Genomic DNA, 20495 nt, shown 5'->3' with positions numbered 1-20495 from the left:
GTCGAAAGACCCCGCCCTGTTCTAAAGGGATTGAAACTTGCTTGTTACTGCCCTTAACTCACCGAGGTTAGTCGAAAGACCTTGCCCTGTTCTAAAGGGATTGAGACCGCTAGAAGCCATAATTGAGGCGGTGTTCAGAGGTCGAAAGACCCCGCCCTGTTCCAAAGGGATTGAAGCATTTAAAGTGAAACCGGGTAAGAATCCGCAAGAGTGTGTGGTATGTAACACCCAAAAAACCGGTAATACGAAAGGTTGAACTTCAAATTGATCAGTAGGATGGTAAGTACAAAAGGGAGGTGAGTAACATCCCTTTTTATACTGGTTTTAGACTATTTAATCGCACAGCCTTATTAAGGTTTATATAAAAGGACTTGCACTACAAACAAATAAAACCTATGCTAAGGCATATAACATCAACTGCCTGGAGGGAATTATGGAAGAGCGTATTGCCAGTCTTTTTAAAAATGGGCGAAGTCAAGCCGTAAGATTACCTGTTGATTTTGAATTTGATGCGAAAAAAATTTATGTACGAAAAGAACCGAATGGGGATGTTGTTTTATCAATGCGATCAAAACAACAGGCCTTGTGGGATAAAATGTGGGCGGCCTTAGATAGCTTAGATAAAATGAATAGTCACGATTTTCTCACTTCGGAAGAACGTAATCAGGAGGTTTTTTCTCGTGATATTTTTGATGGAATTCCCTTATGATGTATATGCTTGATACAAATACTGTGAGTGATATTGTACGCAAAGATATCGGTGTACTTAGACACCTTAAATCAATTTCACCCAATAATATTTGTATTTCAGGGATTACGGCGGCAGAAATTATTTATGGGTTAGAAAAACGTCAAAGCACTAAATTAAATCAAATCATGCTTCCGTTTTTAGAGGCCGTGACCATTTATGATTGGCATTATTCCGTTGCACGTTGTCATGGTAAGTTAAGAGCGCAAATGGAGAAGCAAGGCTTTATTATGGGAACGTTGGATCTCATGATAGCCGCACACGCCCTTACTGAGAATTGTACGCTAGTAACAAGCGATAAAGCATTTAATATGGTACCGGGGCTGATTATTCAAAATTGGCGAGAAAGTATTTAATTTTCTACTGCTTAAAACAGGAGAGTCACAATGGATGCGCAACGATTTGGTTATTCCGTTGGCCAATTTTTTAAGAAAATTGACCGCACTTTTGACAATATCTCCACCTTTATAAGACTCTCGATTACCATTAGTAAATGAGGATGCTATATTCCTCAAATAAAATCCCGCCCAAGTCATCGCGCCAAACCACAAGTTCGGCAAAATAAGAAATAAGCTAGCCTGCTCCAAAGGGATTCCCCATTCGGCACCAAAGTGCGGTGTGTTTTTTTAATAAATTACACCTATCAAATTTCTACGAATGAATCAGTAAAACTAAATTTTTCATTTTTTCTCTTGAAATTACTCAAAACGATCTTATTTAAATTTGGCGAACAAATGTTCAACAGAACATTCATGGAACGAAGAAGGAATACTTATGAATATTGAAAAATTTACCACTAAATTCCAACAAGCCATTGCTGAAGCGCAATCTTTAGCGATTGGCAAGGATAATCAATTTATTGAACCGGTGCATTTATTAAGCGCCTTGTTAAATCAACAAGACGGCTCAGTGGCGCCAATTTTAACCGCAAGCGGCGTAAACGTTGCCGTATTGCGTAACGAACTCAACAATGAACTTGCCAAACTTCCGCAAGTGTCCGGCAATGGCGGTGATGTGCAACTTTCCCGTCAATTACTTAACCTGTTGAATTTATGCGACAAATTGGCGCAACAACGGAAAGATAAATTTATTTCCTCCGAACTCTTTTTACTTGCTGCCTTGGAAGAAAAAGGCACCGTCAGCGAGATACTGAAAAAGTGCGGTGCGAAAAAAGAACAAATTTTACAAGCCATCGATCATATTCGTGGAGGACAAAACGTGAATGACCAAAATGCGGAAGAAAGCCGCCAAGCCTTAGAAAAATATACTATCGACTTAACTGCCCGCGCGGAAAGCGGGAAGCTGGATCCAGTGATTGGGCGTGATGAAGAAATCCGCCGCACCATTCAAGTGTTGCAACGCCGCACCAAAAATAACCCTGTGCTTATCGGTGAACCGGGCGTGGGAAAAACCGCCATTGTGGAAGGGTTGGCACAACGTATTGTGAACGGCGAAGTGCCGGAAGGCTTGAAAAATAAACGCGTGCTTTCCCTTGATATGGGCGCGTTAATCGCCGGCGCAAAATATCGCGGTGAATTTGAAGAACGCTTAAAAGCCGTGTTAAATGAACTCGCCAAAGAAGAAGGCCGTGTAATTTTATTTATTGATGAAATTCACACCATGGTCGGTGCGGGTAAAACCGATGGCGCCATGGATGCGGGCAACTTGTTAAAACCAAGTTTGGCACGCGGTGAATTGCACTGTGTGGGCGCGACTACGTTAGACGAATATCGCCAATACATTGAAAAAGACGCCGCACTTGAACGTCGTTTCCAAAAAGTGTTTGTGGATGAACCGAGCGTGGAAGATACCATTGCTATTTTACGTGGTTTAAAAGAGCGTTATGAAATCCACCACCATGTACAAATTACTGACCCGGCTATTGTGGCGGCGGCAACCTTGTCCCATCGTTACATTTCCGATCGTCAGTTGCCGGATAAAGCCATCGACTTAATCGATGAAGCGGCTTCCAGCATTCGGATGGAAATTGACTCCAAACCACAGCCGTTAGATCGCTTAGATCGCCGTATTATCCAACTCAAATTGGAACAACAGGCGTTACAAAAAGAAGATGACGATGCCAGCCGCAAACGCTTGGAAATGTTAGAAAAAGAATTGGCGGAAAAAGAGCGGGAATATGCTGAATTAGAAGAGGTGTGGAAATCCGAAAAAGCGGCGCTTTCCGGTGCGCAACACATTAAAGCGGAATTGGAAAACGCCCGCACCCAAATGGAACAAGCCCGTCGTGCCGGTGATTTGAACAAAATGTCCGAATTGCAATACGGTAAAATTCCGGAATTGGAAAAACAATTAGCGGCAGCAGAAGGTGCGGAAGGCAAAGAAATGAGCCTATTACGCTATCGTGTTACCGACGAGGAAATTGCCGAAGTGCTTTCCCGAGCCACCGGCATTCCGGTCTCCAAAATGATGGAAGGCGAAAAAGAAAAACTCTTGCGCATGGAAGAAGAATTGCATAAACGGGTTATTGGGCAAAACGAAGCCGTGGACGCCGTGGCGAACGCCATTCGTCGTAGCCGTGCCGGTCTTTCCGATCCGAATCGTCCGATTGGCTCCTTCTTGTTCTTAGGGCCAACCGGTGTGGGTAAAACCGAATTGTGTAAAACCTTGGCAAAATTCTTGTTTGATAGCGAAGATGCCATGGTGCGTATTGATATGTCTGAATTTATGGAAAAACACAGCGTGTCTCGCTTGGTCGGTGCACCTCCGGGCTATGTGGGCTATGAAGAAGGCGGTTATTTAACCGAAGCCGTACGTCGCCGTCCGTATTCTGTGATTTTGCTCGACGAAGTGGAAAAAGCACACAATGATGTGTTCAACATCTTGTTGCAAGTGCTGGATGACGGTCGTTTAACCGACGGACAAGGCAGAACCGTGGATTTCCGCAATACGGTAGTGATCATGACCTCTAACTTAGGTTCCGATTTGATTCAAGGTAATCAAACCGAAAGCTACGATGAAATGAAAGCCTTGGTAATGTCCGTGGTGAGCCAACATTTCCGTCCGGAATTTATTAACCGGATTGATGAAACCGTCGTGTTCCATCCGTTGAATAAAGACAACATTCGCGCCATTGCGGAAATTCAGTTAAAACGCTTAATCAACCGCATGGAAAGCCGTGGCTATGTGTTGCACTTTACGGACAACACCCTCAATTTCATTAGCGAAATCGGCTATGACCCGATTTACGGCGCACGTCCGTTAAAACGTGCGATTCAGCAAGAAATTGAGAACCCGTTAGCGCAACAAATCCTTTCCGGCAGTTTGCTACCGGAAAAACCGATTAGCGTGGATTATGTTGACGGCAAAATTGTGGCTAAACAATAAGCTACAAATATGCTAAAAACAAAAGCCATTTAGTAAATGCTAAATGGCTTTTTTATGTGTTTTCAACGCAGTTATTCGCTGTGTTGCTCAAACCAACTTTCTAAAATTAAGCAGGCGGAAATGCCATCCACTTTGCTTTTATTTAAAGCTCGATAACCGCCGCGGCTGAAAATTTCACTGCGGGCTTCCGTGGTTGTGAGGCGTTCATCCTGTAATTCCACCGGTAAATTAAAGCGTCCGCTCAAGCGATTAGCAAATTTTTTAGCGCGTAAGGTCAGTTCTTGTTCGGTGCCATCCATATTCAGCGGCAAACCAACGACTAATCGTGCCGGCTGCCATTCTTTGATGACGTTACCGATAGCGTCCCAATCAGGAATGCCGTCTTGCGCTTTAAATGCCGGCAATGACTGCGCTGTGCCGGTGATGCTTTGCCCCACTGCACAGCCAATGCTTTTTGTGCCGAAATCAAAGGCTAAAACCGTCATTCCCATTAACAATGTCCTACTTGACCGACAAAATTATGCGTATCAATGCCAAGCAATTGATTGGCAGCAAACCAGCGTTGATCGCATGGCAAATCAAACAAAATTTGTTCCGTCGCCGGCACGACCAGCCAAGAATCATGGGCAATTTCTTGCTCCAACTGATTAGCTTCCCAACTGGCACAACCTAAAGCAACCAAATATTTTTCCGGTTCTTCAAAGGTGCCAAATGTATCTACTACATCGGCAGACGTTGTTAGCACAAGATTATCATTCACCTTATAACTGTGATTAAATACTTTTGGAACAGGCGTATGCAAAATGAAACCGCGATCAACGTTCACCGGCCCACCGGCAAGCACCAATTTATTGTTATAAGTGCGGTCGGTTACCATCATGAAATTCATTTTTGCACTCAGTTCTGCAATGGTTAAGTCAGTGGGCTGATTAATCACCAATCCCATAGACCCTTTTTCATTATGTTCACAAATATAAATGACTGTCCGATAAAAATAACTGTCCTCTAAATTTGGCATAGCAATGAGCAAATGATCTTGTAAATCCATCATAATGTTTCCCCCAAATCACCAAAACAGACTTGCAACGCGGTTATTGCTGCCATTGCTGCCGTTTCGGTGCGTAATACACGTTTTCCTAATAACACTTCCACAAAACCTTGTTGTTCGGTTTGTGCGATTTCTTGCGCTGATAAGCCGCCTTCAGAACCAATTAATAAGCGCACGCCGGCAGTAGGTATCTTTGGCAATGTGCGAATGGAATGTGTTGCTCTCGGATGAAGATTTAATTTCAGTGCGCCATCTTGTTCGGCACACCATTGTTGTAATTTCATTAATGGGCGAATTTCCGGAATTTTATTCCGGCCACATTGTTCACACGCCGCAATGGCGATTTTTTGCCATTGTTGGATTTTTTTATCCATACGATCACCGTCTAATTTCACGCCACAACGTTCCGACCACAGCGGTGTAATCACGTTCACGCCTAATTCAACGGATTTTTGAATGGTAAATTCCATGCGCTCACCACGCGAAATCACTTGCCCAAGGTGAATAAACAATGGGCTTTCCCGATCGTCAAATTGCTGGCTTAAAATTTCTACATCGACGCTTTTTTTACTCACCTGTGTAATCATCGCTTGGTATGTCTGGTTACTGCCATCAAAAAGTTCAAGGTGTTCACCGGGCTGCATACGCAAAACACGTCCCACATGGTTGGCACCGTCTTCAGACAAAGTGCAAAAAGTAAGATGATTCAACGATGTAGGATGATAAATTCTAGGTACTCGCATAATAGAACATTAACTAAAAATCATGGTTCTATCATAACAGAAAAGAAGAGAGCAAAGAGAGAAATGAGAAATTAATATTCCCATTTGGTCGGATCAATACCTAACTCACGCATAATTACTTTCGCTTCTTCAGGAATTTCATCGCTGCGCTCTTTGAGCAAATCTTCATCTGTTGGCAAAGGCTGACCGGTAAAGGCGTGCAAAAAAGCTTCACAAAGCAATTCACTGTTTGTTGCGTGGCGTAAATTACGAATTTGACGACGAGTGCGTTCATTTGTCAAAATTTCAAGCACTTTAATTGGAATGGAAACCGTAATTTTTTTCACTTGTTCGCTTTTTTTGCCATGTTCTGCATAAGGGCTAATGTATCGTCCGTTCCAATTCGCCATAATTGATTCCTGAAATAACCTTAGTAATTGTCTCAATATTCTAATAAAAAAGAATAAAAATAACAATCTAGCCGTGAAGACTGCTAGATTTCCATGTGATGCGTCTTCCCTAGACAACCTGACGTCTTCATCAACTCAAAAGTGCGGTCAGTTTTCTCAAGGTTTTTTCTGCTTCATGGCGAATTTTTAAGAAAATTTCTTTTACGGAGGACGACTAACCCCCATGAATTAACAGATAATGCGATTCTTTGCTTTAATAAAATCAATTAAGTCGGTAGAATACCTCTACTTTTTATCCATTTTTTAGAGGAAATCACTATGTCATTAGAAGTTTTAGATCAGTTAGAAAACAAAATTAAACAAGCCGTTGAAACCATTCAACTCCTTCAACTCGAAGTGGATGAATTAAAAGAAAAAAACGGCAGATCACAACAAGAAAACGATGCGTTACGCAGCGAAAACGAACAATTAAGAAGCGAACATCAAAATATTCAAGAACGTTTACGCTCACTTTTAGGCATCACTGACAGTATCTAATGATTCTTTATTAAACCAAGGCTTAGTTAATCTAAGCCTTCTTTTTTGGGAGAAAAAATGCAACCTCACATTTGCTTAATTACCGGCAGCACTTTAGGCGGTGCCGAATATGTTGCCGAACACGTAGAAAGCCGATTACAACAACAGGGTTTCAGTACTGAATTGCACCACGGCCCGGCATTAAATGACGTAATCAATGAAAAATTATGGCTAGTGGTAACTTCCACTCATGGCGCAGGCGAATTACCGGATAACCTCAAACCGTTATTTGAAGCTCTAGATGCAAGTGATAACGATCTTTCTCACTTAAGATTTGCGGTGATCGGTTTAGGAAATTCTGATTACGATACCTTTTGCCTTGCCGTGGACAAAGTAGAACAAAGTTTGTTGGCAAAAAGTGCGGTCAAAATAACCGATGCTTTACGCATTGATGTCTTAACAGTATCTGATCAAGAACAGTGCGCAGAAGACTGGTTACCTAATTTTACGCATAATATTTAATCAATAAAAAAGCAAACAGCATGTGGATAACTTCGTTGATTATTGTTAAAAATCTGTTTTTATGTGATGAATAAATTATGATACTAATCAACCTGTGGATAAATAAGGAAGTTATACACAAGAATTAACGGTATCGATCGGGAAGATCTTAACACGTTTGAAAATGATCTATGTGTTTCATTTACAACGTAAAAACGATCTTATTCAACGGTTTTGATGATCCTTATAATAGTAATAATAAAAGATCTCTATATAAAGATCTTATTTCTTATTAGAGAAGATCCTTCTCCCGATCCCTCTTTTTTCTTTCACTGAAACGCATCTTTTAACCACCTAAGATTTTCAGTAAAATAGCGACCAATTTTTTCAAGGATCAACAGATCCGTACCTCATTTAAAATAGAGATCATTCATAATCATGTTTTACACTGAAACCTATGATGTCATCGTGATCGGTGGCGGTCATGCAGGAACAGAAGCCGCATTGGCACCTGCACGTATGGGATTAAAAACCCTATTACTTACTCATAATGTAGATACTCTCGGACAAATGTCTTGTAACCCGGCGATTGGGGGAATTGGCAAAGGGCATTTAGTAAAAGAAGTGGATGCCATGGGCGGATTAATGGCGCATGCCGCCGATAAAGCCGGTATTCAATTTCGTACATTAAACAGCAGTAAAGGCCCGGCCGTACGCGCAACACGTGCGCAAGCGGATCGTGTGTTATATCGTCAAGCCGTCAGAATTGCCCTTGAAAATCAACCGAATTTAGATATTTTCCAACAAGAAGCCACGGATATTTTGATCGAACAAGATCGTGTAACCGGTGTTACAACGAAAATGGGGCTTACGTTTCATGCAAAATCTGTGATCCTAACCGCCGGCACCTTCTTAGCCGGTAAGATCCATATTGGTTTACAAAATTATGAAGGAGGACGTGCAGGTGATCCGGCTTCGGTAACCCTCTCTCATCGTTTAAGAGATCTTGGTTTACGTGTGGATCGCTTAAAAACCGGAACCCCGCCACGTATTGATGCACGTACGATCAATTTTGAAGTCTTAGCTAAACAACATGGTGATGCAGTATTGCCGGTGTTCTCTTTTATGGGATCCGTTTCTGATCACCCGCAACAAATTCCTTGTTATATCACTCACACCAACGAACAAACCCATGATGTGATCCGTAATAACTTGGATCGTAGCCCGATGTATACCGGTGTCATTGAAGGGATCGGGCCACGTTATTGCCCATCGATCGAAGATAAAGTAATGCGCTTTGCGGATCGTAATTCGCACCAAATTTATTTAGAACCAGAAGGCTTAACCAGCAATGAAGTGTATCCGAATGGGATTTCAACCAGTTTACCTTTTGACGTGCAAATGGGTATCGTCAATTCCATGAAAGGGTTGGAAAATGCCCGCATTGTGAAACCGGGTTATGCCATTGAATATGATTATTTTGATCCACGTGATTTAAAACCCACCTTAGAAACCAAATCCATTCAAGGTTTATTCTTTGCCGGTCAAATTAATGGTACGACCGGTTATGAAGAAGCAGCAGCACAAGGCTTATTGGCTGGGATTAATGCAGGTCTTTATGTACAAGAGAAAGAAGCCTGGTTTCCGCGCCGTGATCAAGCTTACACCGGTGTATTGGTGGATGACCTCTGTACATTAGGAACAAAAGAACCTTATCGTGTGTTTACTTCTCGTGCGGAATACCGTTTGTTATTGCGTGAAGATAATGCCGATATTCGTTTAACGCCAATTGCCCATGAATTAGGATTAATTGATGACGCACGCTGGGCTCGTTTTAACCAAAAAATGGAAAATATCGAGCAAGAGCGTCAACGCTTACGCAGTATTTGGTTGCATCCACGTTCTGAATACCTAGAAGAAGCCAATAAAGTATTGAATAGTCCATTAGTGCGTGAAGCCAGTGGTGAAGATTTATTACGCCGCCCAGAAATGACTTACGATATTTTGACTTCCTTAACGCCATATCAACCGGCAATGGAAGATAAAGAAGCGGTAGAACAAGTAGAAATCGCCATTAAATATCAAGGCTATATCGAGCATCAACAAGAAGAAATCGAAAAACAAAAACGTCACGAAAATACAGCTATTCCGGCTCACTTTGATTACAGCAAAGTTTCCGGTTTATCTAACGAAGTGCGGGCAAAATTGGAGCAACATCGTCCGGTCTCTATCGGACAAGCGAGCCGTATTTCCGGTATTACGCCGGCAGCGATTTCCATCATTCTGGTGAATTTGAAAAAGCAAGGCATGCTAAAACGTGGTGAATAATGACTAATTTAGAACTTCAATTAACGGATAAGCTAAAAACATTGTTAAAACAGACCGCACTTTCTGTGACAGAACAACAGCAACAACAGTTAGTGAAGCTGGTTTTGCTGCTGAATAAATGGAACAAGGCTTATAATCTAACATCTGTGCGTGATCCGCAGGAAATGATGGTTAAACATATTTTAGACAGTCTTGTGGTGAGCCCTTATTTACAAGGTGATCGTTTTATTGATGTCGGTACCGGCCCGGGCTTGCCCGGCTTGCCTTTAGCTATCATTAATCCGCAAAAACACTTTGTTTTGTTAGATAGCTTGGGTAAACGGATCAGTTTTATTCGCAATGCGGTATGTGAGTTAGAGCTTACCAATGTTGAAGCAGTGTTGAGTCGCGCGGAAGAATATAAACCCGATCACCAATTTGACGGGGTGTTAAGTCGTGCTTTTGCGTCGTTAAAAGATATGACCGACTGGTGCCATCATTTACCGAAAAAAGAGGGGCATTTTTATGCCTTAAAAGGCCTCTATCACAATGAGGAAGTTCAAGCCTTGGAGGGGAAATTTATGGTTAAAGAGGTGGTTAAACTCCATGTTCCTGAGCTTGTAGGTGAACGACATTTAATCATTCTGCATTAAATTTCTAAAAGTGTGATTTATTTAACAGTTTTTCCCCTTTTTTAAGTTGAATCTCTCTGTGCTAAATGTATAATTAGCCAGTTTTTGCATACTAAAAAATAATGTGATGTCTAGGGTTTTAACGCAAGCGAAGCATTGTTACCAAAAATCAATATGGATTGAAATGGGGATTTTACTCATTATCGGTGCGTTAATTTCACTTTGGCAGTGGAAAAGTGCGGTTGATTTCTGTCTTGGATTTTTCTGTGCTTTTCTGCCTTTTTGTGCTTTTGTGTATCTTATTTTTTATCGTAAACAGCATTTATCAACAAAATTGACCGCACTTTATCGTGGGGAAGCGGTAAAGTTTGCATTAACGATACTATGTTTTATTGCTGCGTTTAAAGGATTTCATGTAAGTGAATTCATTTTATTTTTTGCAGGTTTTTTCGTGGCATTAGTGTTGAACAATGTCGTTCCATTTTTGCTGAACAGGTCTTAATTTTAAGTTCTATATAAAGGGTCAACTATGTCCGGACAAACAACCTCTGAGTATATCGGCCACCATTTGTCTTTTTTAAAGACCGGTGAGGGTTTTTGGCATATTCATGTCGATACGCTGTTTTTCTCTATCGTATCAGCCATTATTTTCCTTTTCGTTTTTTCACGTGTTGCGAAAAAAGCGACACCGGGCGTGCCAAGCAAAATGCAATGTTTGGTCGAAATTTTAGTGGAATGGGTCAATGGTATCGTAAAAGAAAACTTTCATGGTCCACGCAATGTTGTTGCACCGTTAGCATTAACCATTTTTTGTTGGGTGTTCATTATGAATGCCATCGACTTAATCCCAGTCGATTTTCTTCCACAATTCGCAGGTTTGTTCGGTATTCACTATTTGAGAGCTGTGCCAACAGCAGATATTAGTGCAACGCTCGGCATGTCAATCTGTGTCTTTTTCTTAATTCTTTTCTATACAGTAAAATCTAAAGGTTTTGGTGGATTGGTTAAGGAATATACCTTACATCCATTTAATCACTGGGCGTTTATTCCGGTTAACTTTATTCTTGAAACCGTTACTTTACTGGCTAAACCAATTTCTCTCGCATTCCGTTTATTCGGTAATATGTATGCAGGGGAATTAATCTTTATTCTCATTGCTGTGATGTATTCTGCCAATATGGCAATTGCGGCATTGGGGATTCCATTACACCTTGTTTGGGCGATTTTCCATATTTTGGTCATTACGCTACAAGCATTCATCTTTATGATGTTGACGGTGGTTTACTTAAGTATCGCTTATAACAAAGCAGATCATTAATTTTATTTTTTTATTAACCGGCTCTAGGGCTAAACTTAACTTCTATTGGAGAACATTATGGAAACTGTAATTACAGCTACAATTATCGGTGCATCAATCCTTCTTGCATTCGCAGCATTAGGTACAGCTATCGGCTTTGCGATTTTAGGCGGTAAATTCTTAGAATCTTCCGCTCGCCAACCTGAGCTTGCTTCTAGCTTGCAAACAAGAATGTTTATCGTTGCAGGTTTATTGGATGCGATTGCGATGATTGCTGTTGGTATTTCTTTACTTTTCATTTTCGCAAACCCATTCATCGGTTTATTACAATAATCACCTTATTTGCTTATCAACGTAAAACAAGCAGATTAAGGAGGACGTTGTGAATCTAAATGCAACATTGATTGGTCAACTTATTGCATTCGCAATTTTCGTGTGGTTCTGCATGAAATTTGTTTGGCCACCAATTATTAGTGCAATTGAAAAACGTCAAAGCCAAATTGCGAATGCTTTAGCTTCTGCTGAAGCGGCGAAAAAAGAACAAGCAGATACTAAAATGCTTGTTGAAAAGGAAATTTCTGAAGCAAAAATTCAAGCCCAAGAAATTTTAGATTTAGCCAATAAACGTCGCAATGAAGTTTTAGACGAAGTGAAGGCAGAAGCCGAAGAACTTAAAGCGAAAATCATTGAACAAGGCTATGCTGAGGTTGAAGCTGAACGTAAACGTGTTCAAGAAGAATTACGTGTAAAAGTTGCGTCTTTGGCCATTGCAGGTGCTGAAAAAATTGTTGGACGTACTGTGGATGAAGCAGCCAACAATGACATTATTGATAAATTAGTTGCAGAACTATAAGAAGGTTGAGCTTATGTCAGAATTAACTACCATAGCTCGCCCTTATGCTAAAGCAGCGTTTGATTTTGCCGTTGAACAAAGTACATCTGACAAAAGTGCGGTAGAAAAATGGAATGAAATGTTAGGTTTTCTTGCTGAGTTAGTGAAAAACGAAACAATGCAGAATTATCTAACAGGTTCTCTTTCCGCACAAAAATTAGCAGATACGGTGATCTCAATTTGTGGTGAACAATTAGATCAATATGGGCAAAACTTAGTTCGGTTAATGGCTGAAAATAAGCGTTTAACTGTTCTTCCGCAAGTTTTTAAAGAATTCCAACATTATGTTGAGGAATATAAAGCTATTGCGGAAGTGAACGTCATATCGGCTCAACCATTAAGCGTCATGCAACAAGAAAGAATTGCAGCCGCAATGGAAAAAAGATTAGCCCAAAAAGTTAAGTTAAATTGCAACGTTGATAGCTCGCTCATTGCCGGTGTTATCATTCGTACAGAGGATTTTGTCATAGACGGCAGTAGTCGCGGACAGCTTGCTCGTTTAGCAAATGAGTTGCAATTATAAGAGGATTAGAAAATGCAACTAAATTCAACTGAAATTAGTGAATTGATTAAAAAACGCATTGCTCAATTTGATGTGGTGAGCGAAGCCCGCAATACAGGAACGATTGTTTCTGTTAGTGATGGGATTATTCGTATCCATGGTTTAAGCGATGTGATGCAAGGCGAAATGATCGCCTTACCGGGCAACCGTTATGCCATGGCACTTAACCTTGAACGCGATTCGGTTGGTGCGGTAGTTATGGGGCCTTATGCCGATCTTGCCGAAGGAATGGAAGTGCAATGTACCGGCCGTATTCTTGAAGTACCGGTTGGTCGTGGTTTATTAGGTCGTGTTGTAAACACCCTTGGTCAACCAATTGATGGTAAAGGTGAAATTGAAAATGACGGTTTTTCTCCGGTTGAAGTTATCGCGCCGGGTGTAATTGAACGTAAATCCGTTGATCAACCAGTACAAACCGGTTATAAAGCGGTTGACTCCATGGTGCCAATCGGTCGTGGTCAACGTGAATTGATTATCGGTGACCGTCAAACCGGTAAAACAGCATTAGCGATTGATGCCATCATTAACCAACGTAATTCAGGCATTAAATGTATCTATGTGGCAATTGGTCAAAAAGCATCAACAATTGCTAACGTAGTACGTAAATTAGAAGAACATGGAGCATTAGCTAATACTATTGTGGTTGCGGCGTCTGCGTCTGAGTCTGCAGCGTTGCAATATTTAGCGCCTTATGCCGGTTGTGCAATGGGTGAATATTTCCGTGATCGTGGTGAAGATGCGTTAATCGTTTATGACGATCTTTCCAAACAAGCAGTTGCTTATCGTCAAATTTCCTTATTATTACGTCGTCCGCCAGGTCGTGAAGCATATCCTGGTGACGTATTCTACTTACACTCACGTTTGCTTGAACGTGCTTCTCGTGTAAATGAAGAATACGTAGAAAAATTCACCAAAGGTGAAGTAAAAGGAAAAACCGGTTCTTTAACTGCTCTTCCAATTATTGAAACTCAAGCGGGTGACGTTTCTGCATTTGTTCCTACTAACGTGATTTCTATTACCGATGGTCAGATTTTCTTAGAATCTAACTTGTTTAACTCAGGTATTCGTCCTGCGGTGAACCCGGGTATTTCGGTTTCTCGTGTAGGTGGTTCTGCACAAACTAAAGTTATTAAGAAACTTGCCGGTGGTATTCGTACTGCACTTGCACAATATCGTGAATTAGCGGCATTTGCTCAGTTTGCTTCAGATCTTGATGATGCAACTCGTAAACAACTTTCTCATGGTGAAAAAGTAACCGAATTGTTGAAACAAAAACAATTTTCTCCGCTTTCTGTTGCTGAGCAAGCCGTGGTGTTATTTGCGGTTGAATTTGGTTATTTAGACGATGTTGAGTTATCTAAAATTGCAAGTTTTGAAACCGCACTTCTAGATTATGCAAATCGTAATTATGCCGAGTTTATGCAAGAGCTTACTAAAACTGGTAACTATAATGATGAAATCAAAGATACATTAAAAGGTATTTTAGATAGTTTCAAAGCGAATAGTGCTTGGTAGTAACGGAGAAATAAGATGGCAGGTGCAAAAGAGATAAAAACCAAAATTGCCAGCGTACAAAGTACGCAGAAAATTACCAAGGCAATGGAAATGGTTGCAACCTCGAAAATGCGTAAAACGCAGGACCGTATGGCGGCATCTCGTCCGTATTCTGAAACTATCCGTAGTGTTATCAGCCATGTGTCTAAAGCAAGTATCGGTTATAAACACCCGTTCTTAGTTGAACGGGATGTGAAAAAAGTGGGTGTTTTAGTGATTTCTACTGATCGTGGAATGTGCGGTGGTTTAAACGTGAATTTATTTAAAACCACACTTAACCAAATTAAAGATTGGAAATCACAAAATGCGACGACTGAGCTTGGCTTGATTGGTTCTAAAGGGATTAGTTTTTTCCGTTCCCTTGGTTTTAAGGTAAAAAGCCAACTTTCCGGTTTGGGCGATAACCCTTCTTTAGAAGAATTAATTGGTGTGGCAAATACCATGTTTGATGCTTATCGTAATGGAGAAATTGATGCAATTTATATTGCATACAATAAATTCATTAATACGATGTCGCAAAAACCGGTTGTACAACAATTAGTTCCTTTACCGGAAATGGAAAACGATCACTTAATCGAAAGACAACAGGCATGGGATTATATTTACGAACCTGAACCAAAAGTGTTATTAGACAGCCTTTTAGTTCGTTATTTAGAATCTCAAGTTTATCAAGCGGTTGTAGATAATTTAGCTTCAGAACAAGCGGCTCGAATGGTAGCAATGAAAGCAGCAACAGATAATGCAGGAAATTTAATTAATGACCTGCGGTTGGTGTATAACAAAGCTCGTCAAGCAAGTATCACAAATGAATTAAATGAAATCGTTGCCGGTGCGGCTGCGATTTAATAGAAGAGGAACGGTAATGGCGACAGGTAAAATTGTACAAATCATCGGTGCGGTGATTGACGTCGAATTTCCACAAGATGCAGTACCAAAAGTTTATGATGCATTAAATGTTGAAACAGGTTTAACCCTTGAAGTTCAACAACAATTAGGTGGTGGTGTGGTACGTTGTATCGCATTAGGTGCCTCCGATGGTTTAAAACGTGGTTTGAAAGTAGAAAACACAAATGCTCCAATTCAAGTACCGGTAGGAACAAAAACCCTTGGTCGAATTATGAACGTGTTAGGTGATCCAATTGACGAACAAGGTCCAATTGGTGAAGAAGAACGTTGGTCTATTCACCGTTCTGCACCAAGCTACGAAGAACAATCAAACAGTACCGAATTATTAGAAACCGGTATTAAAGTTATCGACTTAATTTGCCCATTTGCAAAAGGGGGTAAAGTTGGTTTATTCGGTGGTGCGGGTGTAGGTAAAACCGTAAATATGATGGAATTAATTCGTAATATTGCGATTGAACACTCCGGTTATTCTGTATTCGCAGGTGTAGGTGAGCGTACCCGTGAAGGTAACGACTTCTACCACGAAATGAAAGATTCCAACGTATTGGATAAAGTATCTTTGGTTTACGGTCAAATGAATGAGCCACCGGGTAACCGTTTACGCGTTGCGTTAACCGGTTTAACCATGGCGGAAAAATTCCGTGATGAAGGTCGTGATGTATTATTCTTCGTGGATAATATCTATCGTTATACTCTTGCTGGTACGGAAGTGTCCGCACTTTTAGGTCGTATGCCATCAGCGGTAGGTTACCAACCGACCCTTGCTGAGGAAATGGGTGTATTACAAGAGCGTATTACTTCAACTAAAACAGGTTCTATCACGTCCGTACAAGCGGTTTATGTGCCTGCGGATGACTTGACTGACCCATCTCCGGCAACCACCTTTGCGCACTTAGACTCAACCGTTGTATTGAGCCGTCAAATTGCGTCTTTAGGTATTTATCCTGCGGTTGACCCATTAGATTCTACATCTCGTCAATTAGACCCATTAGTTGTTGGTCAAGAGCATTATGATGTTGCGCGTGGCGTGCAAGGTATCTTACAACGTTATAAAGAATTGAAAGATATCATTGCGATTCTTGGTATGGATGAATTATCTGAAGAAGATAAATTGGTTGTAGCGCGTGCGCGTAAGATCGAACGTTTCTTATCACAACCGTTCTTCGTTGCTGAAGTATTTAACGGTACACCAGGTAAATACGTTCCGTTAAAAGAAACCATTCGTGGCTTTAAAGGTATTTTAAACGGCGAATACGATCATGTTCCGGAACAAGCGTTCTACATGGTTGGTTCAATCGATGAAGCGCTAGAAAAAGCCAAAAATATGTAATCACTTCAAGCTGATGCATATCAAACTTGAAGGAGAAAAACATGGCAACATTTAATTTAACAGTCGTAAGTGCAGAACAAAAAATCTTTTCCGGCAACGTGAAAAGTGTTCAAGCAACAGGTATTGAGGGTGAGCTCGGTGTTTTGCCGGGGCACACTCCTTTATTAACCGCGATCAAGCCGGGTATTGTTAAATTTACTTTAGAAAATGATAGCGAAGAAGTTATCTATGTTTCCGGCGGTTTTTTAGAAGTTCAACCAACGATTGTGACTGTTCTTGCGGATGTCGCAATTCGTGGTCAAGAGCTTGACAGCGAGCGTATTCTTGCTGCTAAGAAACGTGCGGAAGAAAACATTCATCAACATCACCATGATGCTGATTACGAATTGTTAATGCTTAAACTTTCTAAAGAATTAGCGAAACTTCGTGCTTACGAATTGACAGAGAAGTTAGTGAAATCTAAACGTTAATTACAGCGGGCACAGTGATTTTATAAAAATTAAGGACTGATTCCTAAGAGAGTCAGTCCTTTTTTATTATAGCCAGCCACAAAGTCTGGCGATAAAAACCATACGCGATGCGTATGGAGCTAAATAGATTAAGCGATGAACTGAAAAAAATTCTCGCGATATAACGAAAACAAGACTGAAAACCGAAACTCAATATATAGGAAGATTATTTCCCCCTCGTAGCGTGCAACTTGTTGCACGAATAATTAACCTCGATGCGTAATTCATACATTTCATGCGTAGCGTGCATTTCGATGCGCTATCAAATCATGCGCGAAACATTTATTTAACCCTTTTGGGTATTCACGATTTCGTGCAACAAGTTGCAGGCTACGATTCACTAATTATGAATTAAAGAGAAAATTAATCAGTCAATTTGATTAAGAATATCTTCTGATAAGGCCGGAGTTGCTTTTTCTTCTTTCTTATTAGCACGAATGCGGTAGTCAATATTTTGGAAATAAGCTTCGCGGAAAGTAACATAAGGATCTTGAGCCTGATCTAACAATGCTTCTTTATCCATTAAACTTGCACGCGTATCAATCCCTTGAACCGTCCATTTTAATAAACTCCAAGGGCCTAATAATGACAACATTGGATAGGTTGTATCTGCTAGGTTTCCAATATCTTGTCGTGGTGTTGCCGGGCCATAGACAGGAAGCATAATATAAGGACCGGTTCCCACGCCATAGCGACCTAACGTATCGCCGAAACGGGAATTTTCTTCTTTTTTAAGTGGTGCGCTGTAGTTTGCAATATCAATTACGCCACCTAAACCAAAAATACTATTTAACCAAAAACGGTTGAAATGAACCATTGCCAATTTAAATTCACCTTGCACTAAACGGTTAGCAAAGCTTGCAGGCTCATCGAGGTTATTAGCAAAGTTAACAATTCCGGTTCGAATTGGGGAAGGGACATATTCTTTCCAGCCTTGAGCAAGAGGTTTTAATACGTAAGGATCCGCAACATGGTAGTTAAAATCCCACATTTTACGGTTAAAACCCTCTAAGGCATCTTTACGTTCTCCGGTTTCCGGATCAATGGTTGATGAACAACCGGTGAGTGTTGCGGAGCCTAATAAGAGCGCAATGAATAATTTTTTTGTCTGCATAATTTGTACTCAGGCGAATGAAAAGTGGGCACATTGTAAACAACTTAGTGACTAACTACAAAAACTTTCTAAAAACCCACCGCACTTGATAAACAAAAGGGCACGAGATTTATCGTACCCTTTATGAAAAAAGAAAGATTAAAGAATAAATCGACTTAAATCTTCATTTTCTACCACTTCACCTAATGCCTCACTGACATATGCGGCATCAATGTTCACGGTTTGTCCATCCATGTCGCTGGCGTTGAAAGAGATTTTATCCATTAAACGCTCCATCACCGTATGCAAACGGCGCGCACCGATATTTTCAGTTTTTTCGTTAACACGAAATGCCGCTTCGGCGATTTTCTTAATGGCATCTTGTGTGAATTCAATATTCACCCCTTCCGTTGCCATTAAGGCTTTGTATTGCTCGGTTAAAGAGGCGTTCGGCTCAGTCAGAATACGCTCGAAATCCTCGGCAGTGAGCGCTGATAATTCCACACGAATCGGCAAACGCCCTTGTAATTCCGGGATTAAATCTGACGGGCGAGCCACTTGGAATGCGCCGGAAGCGATAAACAAGATGTGATCCGTTTTCACCATACCGTGTTTGGTGTTGACGGTTGAGCCTTCCACCAACGGCAATAAATCGCGTTGCACGCCCTCACGGGAGACATCCGCGCCACTGTATTCGCCTTTTTTACAAATTTTGTCGATCTCATCGATAAACACGATACCGTTTTGCTCCACCGCATCAATGGCTTTTTGTTTCAGCTCTTCCGGATTCACCAATTTCGCCGCTTCATCGTCAATTAAGGTTTTTAACGCATCCTTAATTTTCATTTTACGTTTTTTGGTTTGGCTGCCGGAAAGGTTCTCAAACATGGATTGTAATTGACTGGTCATGTCTTCCATGCCCGGAGGTGCCATGATTTCCACGCCCATCGGCACGCCTGCTACATCGATTTCCACTTCTTTATCGTCTAACTGACCTTCGCGTAGTTTCTTACGGAAAATCTGACGGGTGTTGCTTTGACTATCGCGGTTTTCCACTTCACCCCATTGGTTCTTCGCCACAGGTAATAAGGCATCTAAAATTCGCTCTTCTGCCGCTTCTTCCGCTTTAGCGCGATTTTTGACGATTTCCTGTTGGCGTACCAACTTCATGGCGCTGTCAGTTAAATCGCGAATAATGGAATCCACTTCTTTGCCCACATAACCCACTTCGGTAAATTTAGTGGCTTCTACTTTAATGAACGGCGCATTGGCTAATTTTGCCAAACGGCGGGCAATTTCGGTTTTTCCCACGCCGGTCGGCCCAATCATAAGAATATTTTTTGGGGTCACTTCATGGCGCATTGGCTCTTGCAGCTGCATTCTGCGCCAACGGTTTCTTAGGGCAATCGCCACTGCGCGCTTAGCGTCGCTTTGACCGATAATATGTTGATCTAATTCAGAAACTATTTCACTAGGCGTCATTTCAGACATGGTTTATTCCTTATAAATTTTTAATTCGGCAATTCTTCAATGGTGAAATTGGTATTGGTAAACACGCAAATTTCACCGGCAATTTTGAGAGATTTTTCTACAATTTCACGCGCCGATAATTCCGTGTTTTCCACCAACGCACGGGCGGCAGATAAAGCGTAGTTGCCACCGGAACCGATAGCAAGAATCTGATCTTCTTCCGGTTGTACTACATCGCCGATACCGGTAATGATCAGGCTTTCTTTTTCATCCGCCACAATTAGCATCGCTTCCAATTTACGCAACGCACGGTCGGTGCGCCAATCTTTTGCTAATTCCACCGCACTTTTCAGCAAATGCCCTTGGTGCATTTCTAATTTACGCTCAAAAAGCTCAAACAATGTAAAGGCATCTGCCGTGCCGCCCGCAAAACCCGCCAACACTTTGCCGTTATACAAACGACGCACTTTACGCGCATTGCCTTTCATCACCGTATTGCCAAGGGAAACCTGTCCGTCACCGCCCACAACCACTTTGCCGTTGCGACGTACACTTACAATCGTAGTCATAATGTTGTCCTTTATAAAACAGAAATATGCAAACTATATTGAGGTCAATTGAGAGAATTCAAGGGATATGAAAGGAATTTACGC

General features: G+C 41.2%; 23 protein-coding genes. 16 read left to right on the top strand and 7 right to left on the bottom strand.

Annotation, left to right across the window (positions count from 1 at the left end; translation table 11 throughout):
- Nucleotides 1-433: 433 nt before the first annotated feature.
- The 3 genes from HMPREF9065_RS04595 to clpB all read left to right on the top strand — a co-directional run bounded on the left by HMPREF9065_RS04595 (nt 434) and on the right by clpB (nt 4093).
- On the top strand, nt 434-709 hold the full coding sequence (locus HMPREF9065_RS04595; protein WP_021616125.1) for an antitoxin: 276 nt from the start codon (nt 434-436) through the stop codon (nt 707-709).
- Nucleotides 709-1104: a type II toxin-antitoxin system VapC family toxin gene (locus HMPREF9065_RS04600; protein ID WP_033002544.1), complete on the top strand. Its 396-nt coding sequence runs from the start codon at nt 709-711 to the stop codon at nt 1102-1104. Before HMPREF9065_RS04595 ends, HMPREF9065_RS04600 begins: the two co-directional genes overlap by 1 nt.
- A 418-nt stretch (nt 1105-1522) precedes the next feature.
- On the top strand, nt 1523-4093 hold the full coding sequence (gene clpB, locus HMPREF9065_RS04605) for an ATP-dependent chaperone ClpB (RefSeq protein WP_021616123.1): 2571 nt from the start codon (nt 1523-1525) through the stop codon (nt 4091-4093).
- A 71-nt stretch (nt 4094-4164) separates the two neighbouring features.
- On the opposite strand, the gene ruvX is transcribed toward clpB, so the two are convergent.
- From ruvX to metJ, 4 genes are all read right to left on the bottom strand, one after another.
- Nucleotides 4165-4584, bottom strand: coding sequence for a Holliday junction resolvase RuvX (gene ruvX / locus HMPREF9065_RS04610; protein ID WP_021616122.1), 420 nt, complete (start codon nt 4582-4584; stop codon nt 4165-4167).
- A complete protein-coding gene (locus HMPREF9065_RS04615; RefSeq protein WP_021616121.1) occupies nt 4584-5144 on the bottom strand; it encodes a YqgE/AlgH family protein in 561 nt (186 codons plus the stop codon). Before HMPREF9065_RS04615 ends, ruvX begins: the two co-directional genes overlap by 1 nt.
- Nucleotides 5141-5884, bottom strand: a complete 744-nt coding sequence (gene rsmE / locus HMPREF9065_RS04620) for a 16S rRNA (uracil(1498)-N(3))-methyltransferase (RefSeq protein WP_033002534.1) — start codon at nt 5882-5884, stop codon at nt 5141-5143. Before rsmE ends, HMPREF9065_RS04615 begins: the two co-directional genes overlap by 4 nt.
- 71 nt (nt 5885-5955) lie before the next feature.
- Complete coding sequence (gene metJ / locus HMPREF9065_RS04625; RefSeq protein WP_021616119.1) at nt 5956-6273, bottom strand: met regulon transcriptional regulator MetJ; 318 nt, start codon at nt 6271-6273, stop codon at nt 5956-5958.
- A gap of 318 nt (nt 6274-6591) precedes the next feature.
- Between metJ and zapB the strand changes: the two genes are divergently transcribed.
- The 13 genes from zapB to HMPREF9065_RS04690 all read left to right on the top strand — a co-directional run bounded on the left by zapB (nt 6592) and on the right by HMPREF9065_RS04690 (nt 17240).
- Nucleotides 6592-6810, top strand: a complete 219-nt coding sequence (zapB, locus tag HMPREF9065_RS04630; RefSeq protein WP_021616118.1) for a cell division protein ZapB — start codon at nt 6592-6594, stop codon at nt 6808-6810.
- Nucleotides 6811-6867: 57 nt separating this feature from the next.
- Complete coding sequence (mioC, locus tag HMPREF9065_RS04635) at nt 6868-7311, top strand: FMN-binding protein MioC (protein ID WP_021616117.1); 444 nt, start codon at nt 6868-6870, stop codon at nt 7309-7311.
- Between the two features lie 417 nt (nt 7312-7728).
- Nucleotides 7729-9618, top strand: coding sequence for a tRNA uridine-5-carboxymethylaminomethyl(34) synthesis enzyme MnmG (mnmG, locus tag HMPREF9065_RS04640; RefSeq protein WP_021616116.1), 1890 nt, complete (start codon nt 7729-7731; stop codon nt 9616-9618).
- Nucleotides 9618-10250, top strand: a complete 633-nt coding sequence (gene rsmG, locus HMPREF9065_RS04645) for a 16S rRNA (guanine(527)-N(7))-methyltransferase RsmG (RefSeq protein ID WP_021616115.1) — start codon at nt 9618-9620, stop codon at nt 10248-10250. Before mnmG ends, rsmG begins: the two co-directional genes overlap by 1 nt.
- A 106-nt stretch (nt 10251-10356) precedes the next feature.
- A complete protein-coding gene (locus HMPREF9065_RS04650) occupies nt 10357-10731 on the top strand; it encodes an ATP synthase subunit I (RefSeq protein ID WP_021616114.1) in 375 nt (124 codons plus the stop codon).
- A gap of 27 nt (nt 10732-10758) precedes the next feature.
- The gene (atpB, locus tag HMPREF9065_RS04655; RefSeq protein ID WP_021616113.1) at nt 10759-11547 is read left to right on the top strand and encodes a F0F1 ATP synthase subunit A; all 789 of its coding nucleotides are present in this window, start codon (nt 10759-10761) and stop codon (nt 11545-11547) included.
- A 57-nt stretch (nt 11548-11604) separates the two neighbouring features.
- Nucleotides 11605-11859, top strand: a complete 255-nt coding sequence (gene atpE, locus HMPREF9065_RS04660) for a F0F1 ATP synthase subunit C (RefSeq protein WP_021616112.1) — start codon at nt 11605-11607, stop codon at nt 11857-11859.
- A gap of 49 nt (nt 11860-11908) precedes the next feature.
- Entirely contained in the window at nt 11909-12379 is a 471-nt protein-coding gene (gene atpF / locus HMPREF9065_RS04665; protein WP_021616111.1) for a F0F1 ATP synthase subunit B, read from the top strand.
- Nucleotides 12380-12392: 13 nt separating this feature from the next.
- Complete coding sequence (atpH, locus tag HMPREF9065_RS04670; protein ID WP_033002533.1) at nt 12393-12941, top strand: F0F1 ATP synthase subunit delta; 549 nt, start codon at nt 12393-12395, stop codon at nt 12939-12941.
- Nucleotides 12942-12953: 12 nt separating this feature from the next.
- Entirely contained in the window at nt 12954-14495 is a 1542-nt protein-coding gene (gene atpA / locus HMPREF9065_RS04675) for a F0F1 ATP synthase subunit alpha (RefSeq protein WP_021616109.1), read from the top strand.
- A gap of 15 nt (nt 14496-14510) precedes the next feature.
- Nucleotides 14511-15380 carry a F0F1 ATP synthase subunit gamma gene (atpG, locus tag HMPREF9065_RS04680; RefSeq protein WP_021616108.1) on the top strand — a complete coding sequence of 290 codons (870 nt, stop codon included), beginning with the start codon at nt 14511-14513 and terminating at the stop codon, nt 15378-15380.
- A 16-nt stretch (nt 15381-15396) separates the two neighbouring features.
- Complete coding sequence (gene atpD / locus HMPREF9065_RS04685; RefSeq protein ID WP_021616107.1) at nt 15397-16770, top strand: F0F1 ATP synthase subunit beta; 1374 nt, start codon at nt 15397-15399, stop codon at nt 16768-16770.
- Between the two features lie 41 nt (nt 16771-16811).
- Nucleotides 16812-17240, top strand: a complete 429-nt coding sequence (locus HMPREF9065_RS04690; protein ID WP_021616106.1) for a F0F1 ATP synthase subunit epsilon — start codon at nt 16812-16814, stop codon at nt 17238-17240.
- Nucleotides 17241-17646: 406 nt separating this feature from the next.
- Here the strand turns inward: HMPREF9065_RS04690 and HMPREF9065_RS04695 are convergent, their stop codons facing one another.
- The 3 genes from HMPREF9065_RS04695 to hslV all read right to left on the bottom strand — a co-directional run bounded on the left by HMPREF9065_RS04695 (nt 17647) and on the right by hslV (nt 20411).
- A complete protein-coding gene (locus tag HMPREF9065_RS04695) occupies nt 17647-18393 on the bottom strand; it encodes an MlaA family lipoprotein (protein WP_021616104.1) in 747 nt (248 codons plus the stop codon).
- 138 nt (nt 18394-18531) lie between these two features.
- Nucleotides 18532-19863: an HslU--HslV peptidase ATPase subunit gene (hslU, locus tag HMPREF9065_RS04700; RefSeq protein WP_021616103.1), complete on the bottom strand. Its 1332-nt coding sequence runs from the start codon at nt 19861-19863 to the stop codon at nt 18532-18534.
- Nucleotides 19864-19883: 20 nt separating this feature from the next.
- Nucleotides 19884-20411 carry an ATP-dependent protease subunit HslV gene (hslV, locus tag HMPREF9065_RS04705; RefSeq protein WP_005704683.1) on the bottom strand — a complete coding sequence of 176 codons (528 nt, stop codon included), beginning with the start codon at nt 20409-20411 and terminating at the stop codon, nt 19884-19886.
- Between the last annotated feature and the right edge of the window lie 84 nt (nt 20412-20495).

The sequence above is a fragment of the Aggregatibacter sp. oral taxon 458 str. W10330 genome (assembly GCF_000466335.1).
Classification (GTDB): domain Bacteria; phylum Pseudomonadota; class Gammaproteobacteria; order Enterobacterales; family Pasteurellaceae; genus Aggregatibacter.
The sequence above is the reverse complement of the archived record's forward strand: the minus strand, read 5'-3'. Positions and strand labels throughout refer to the sequence as shown.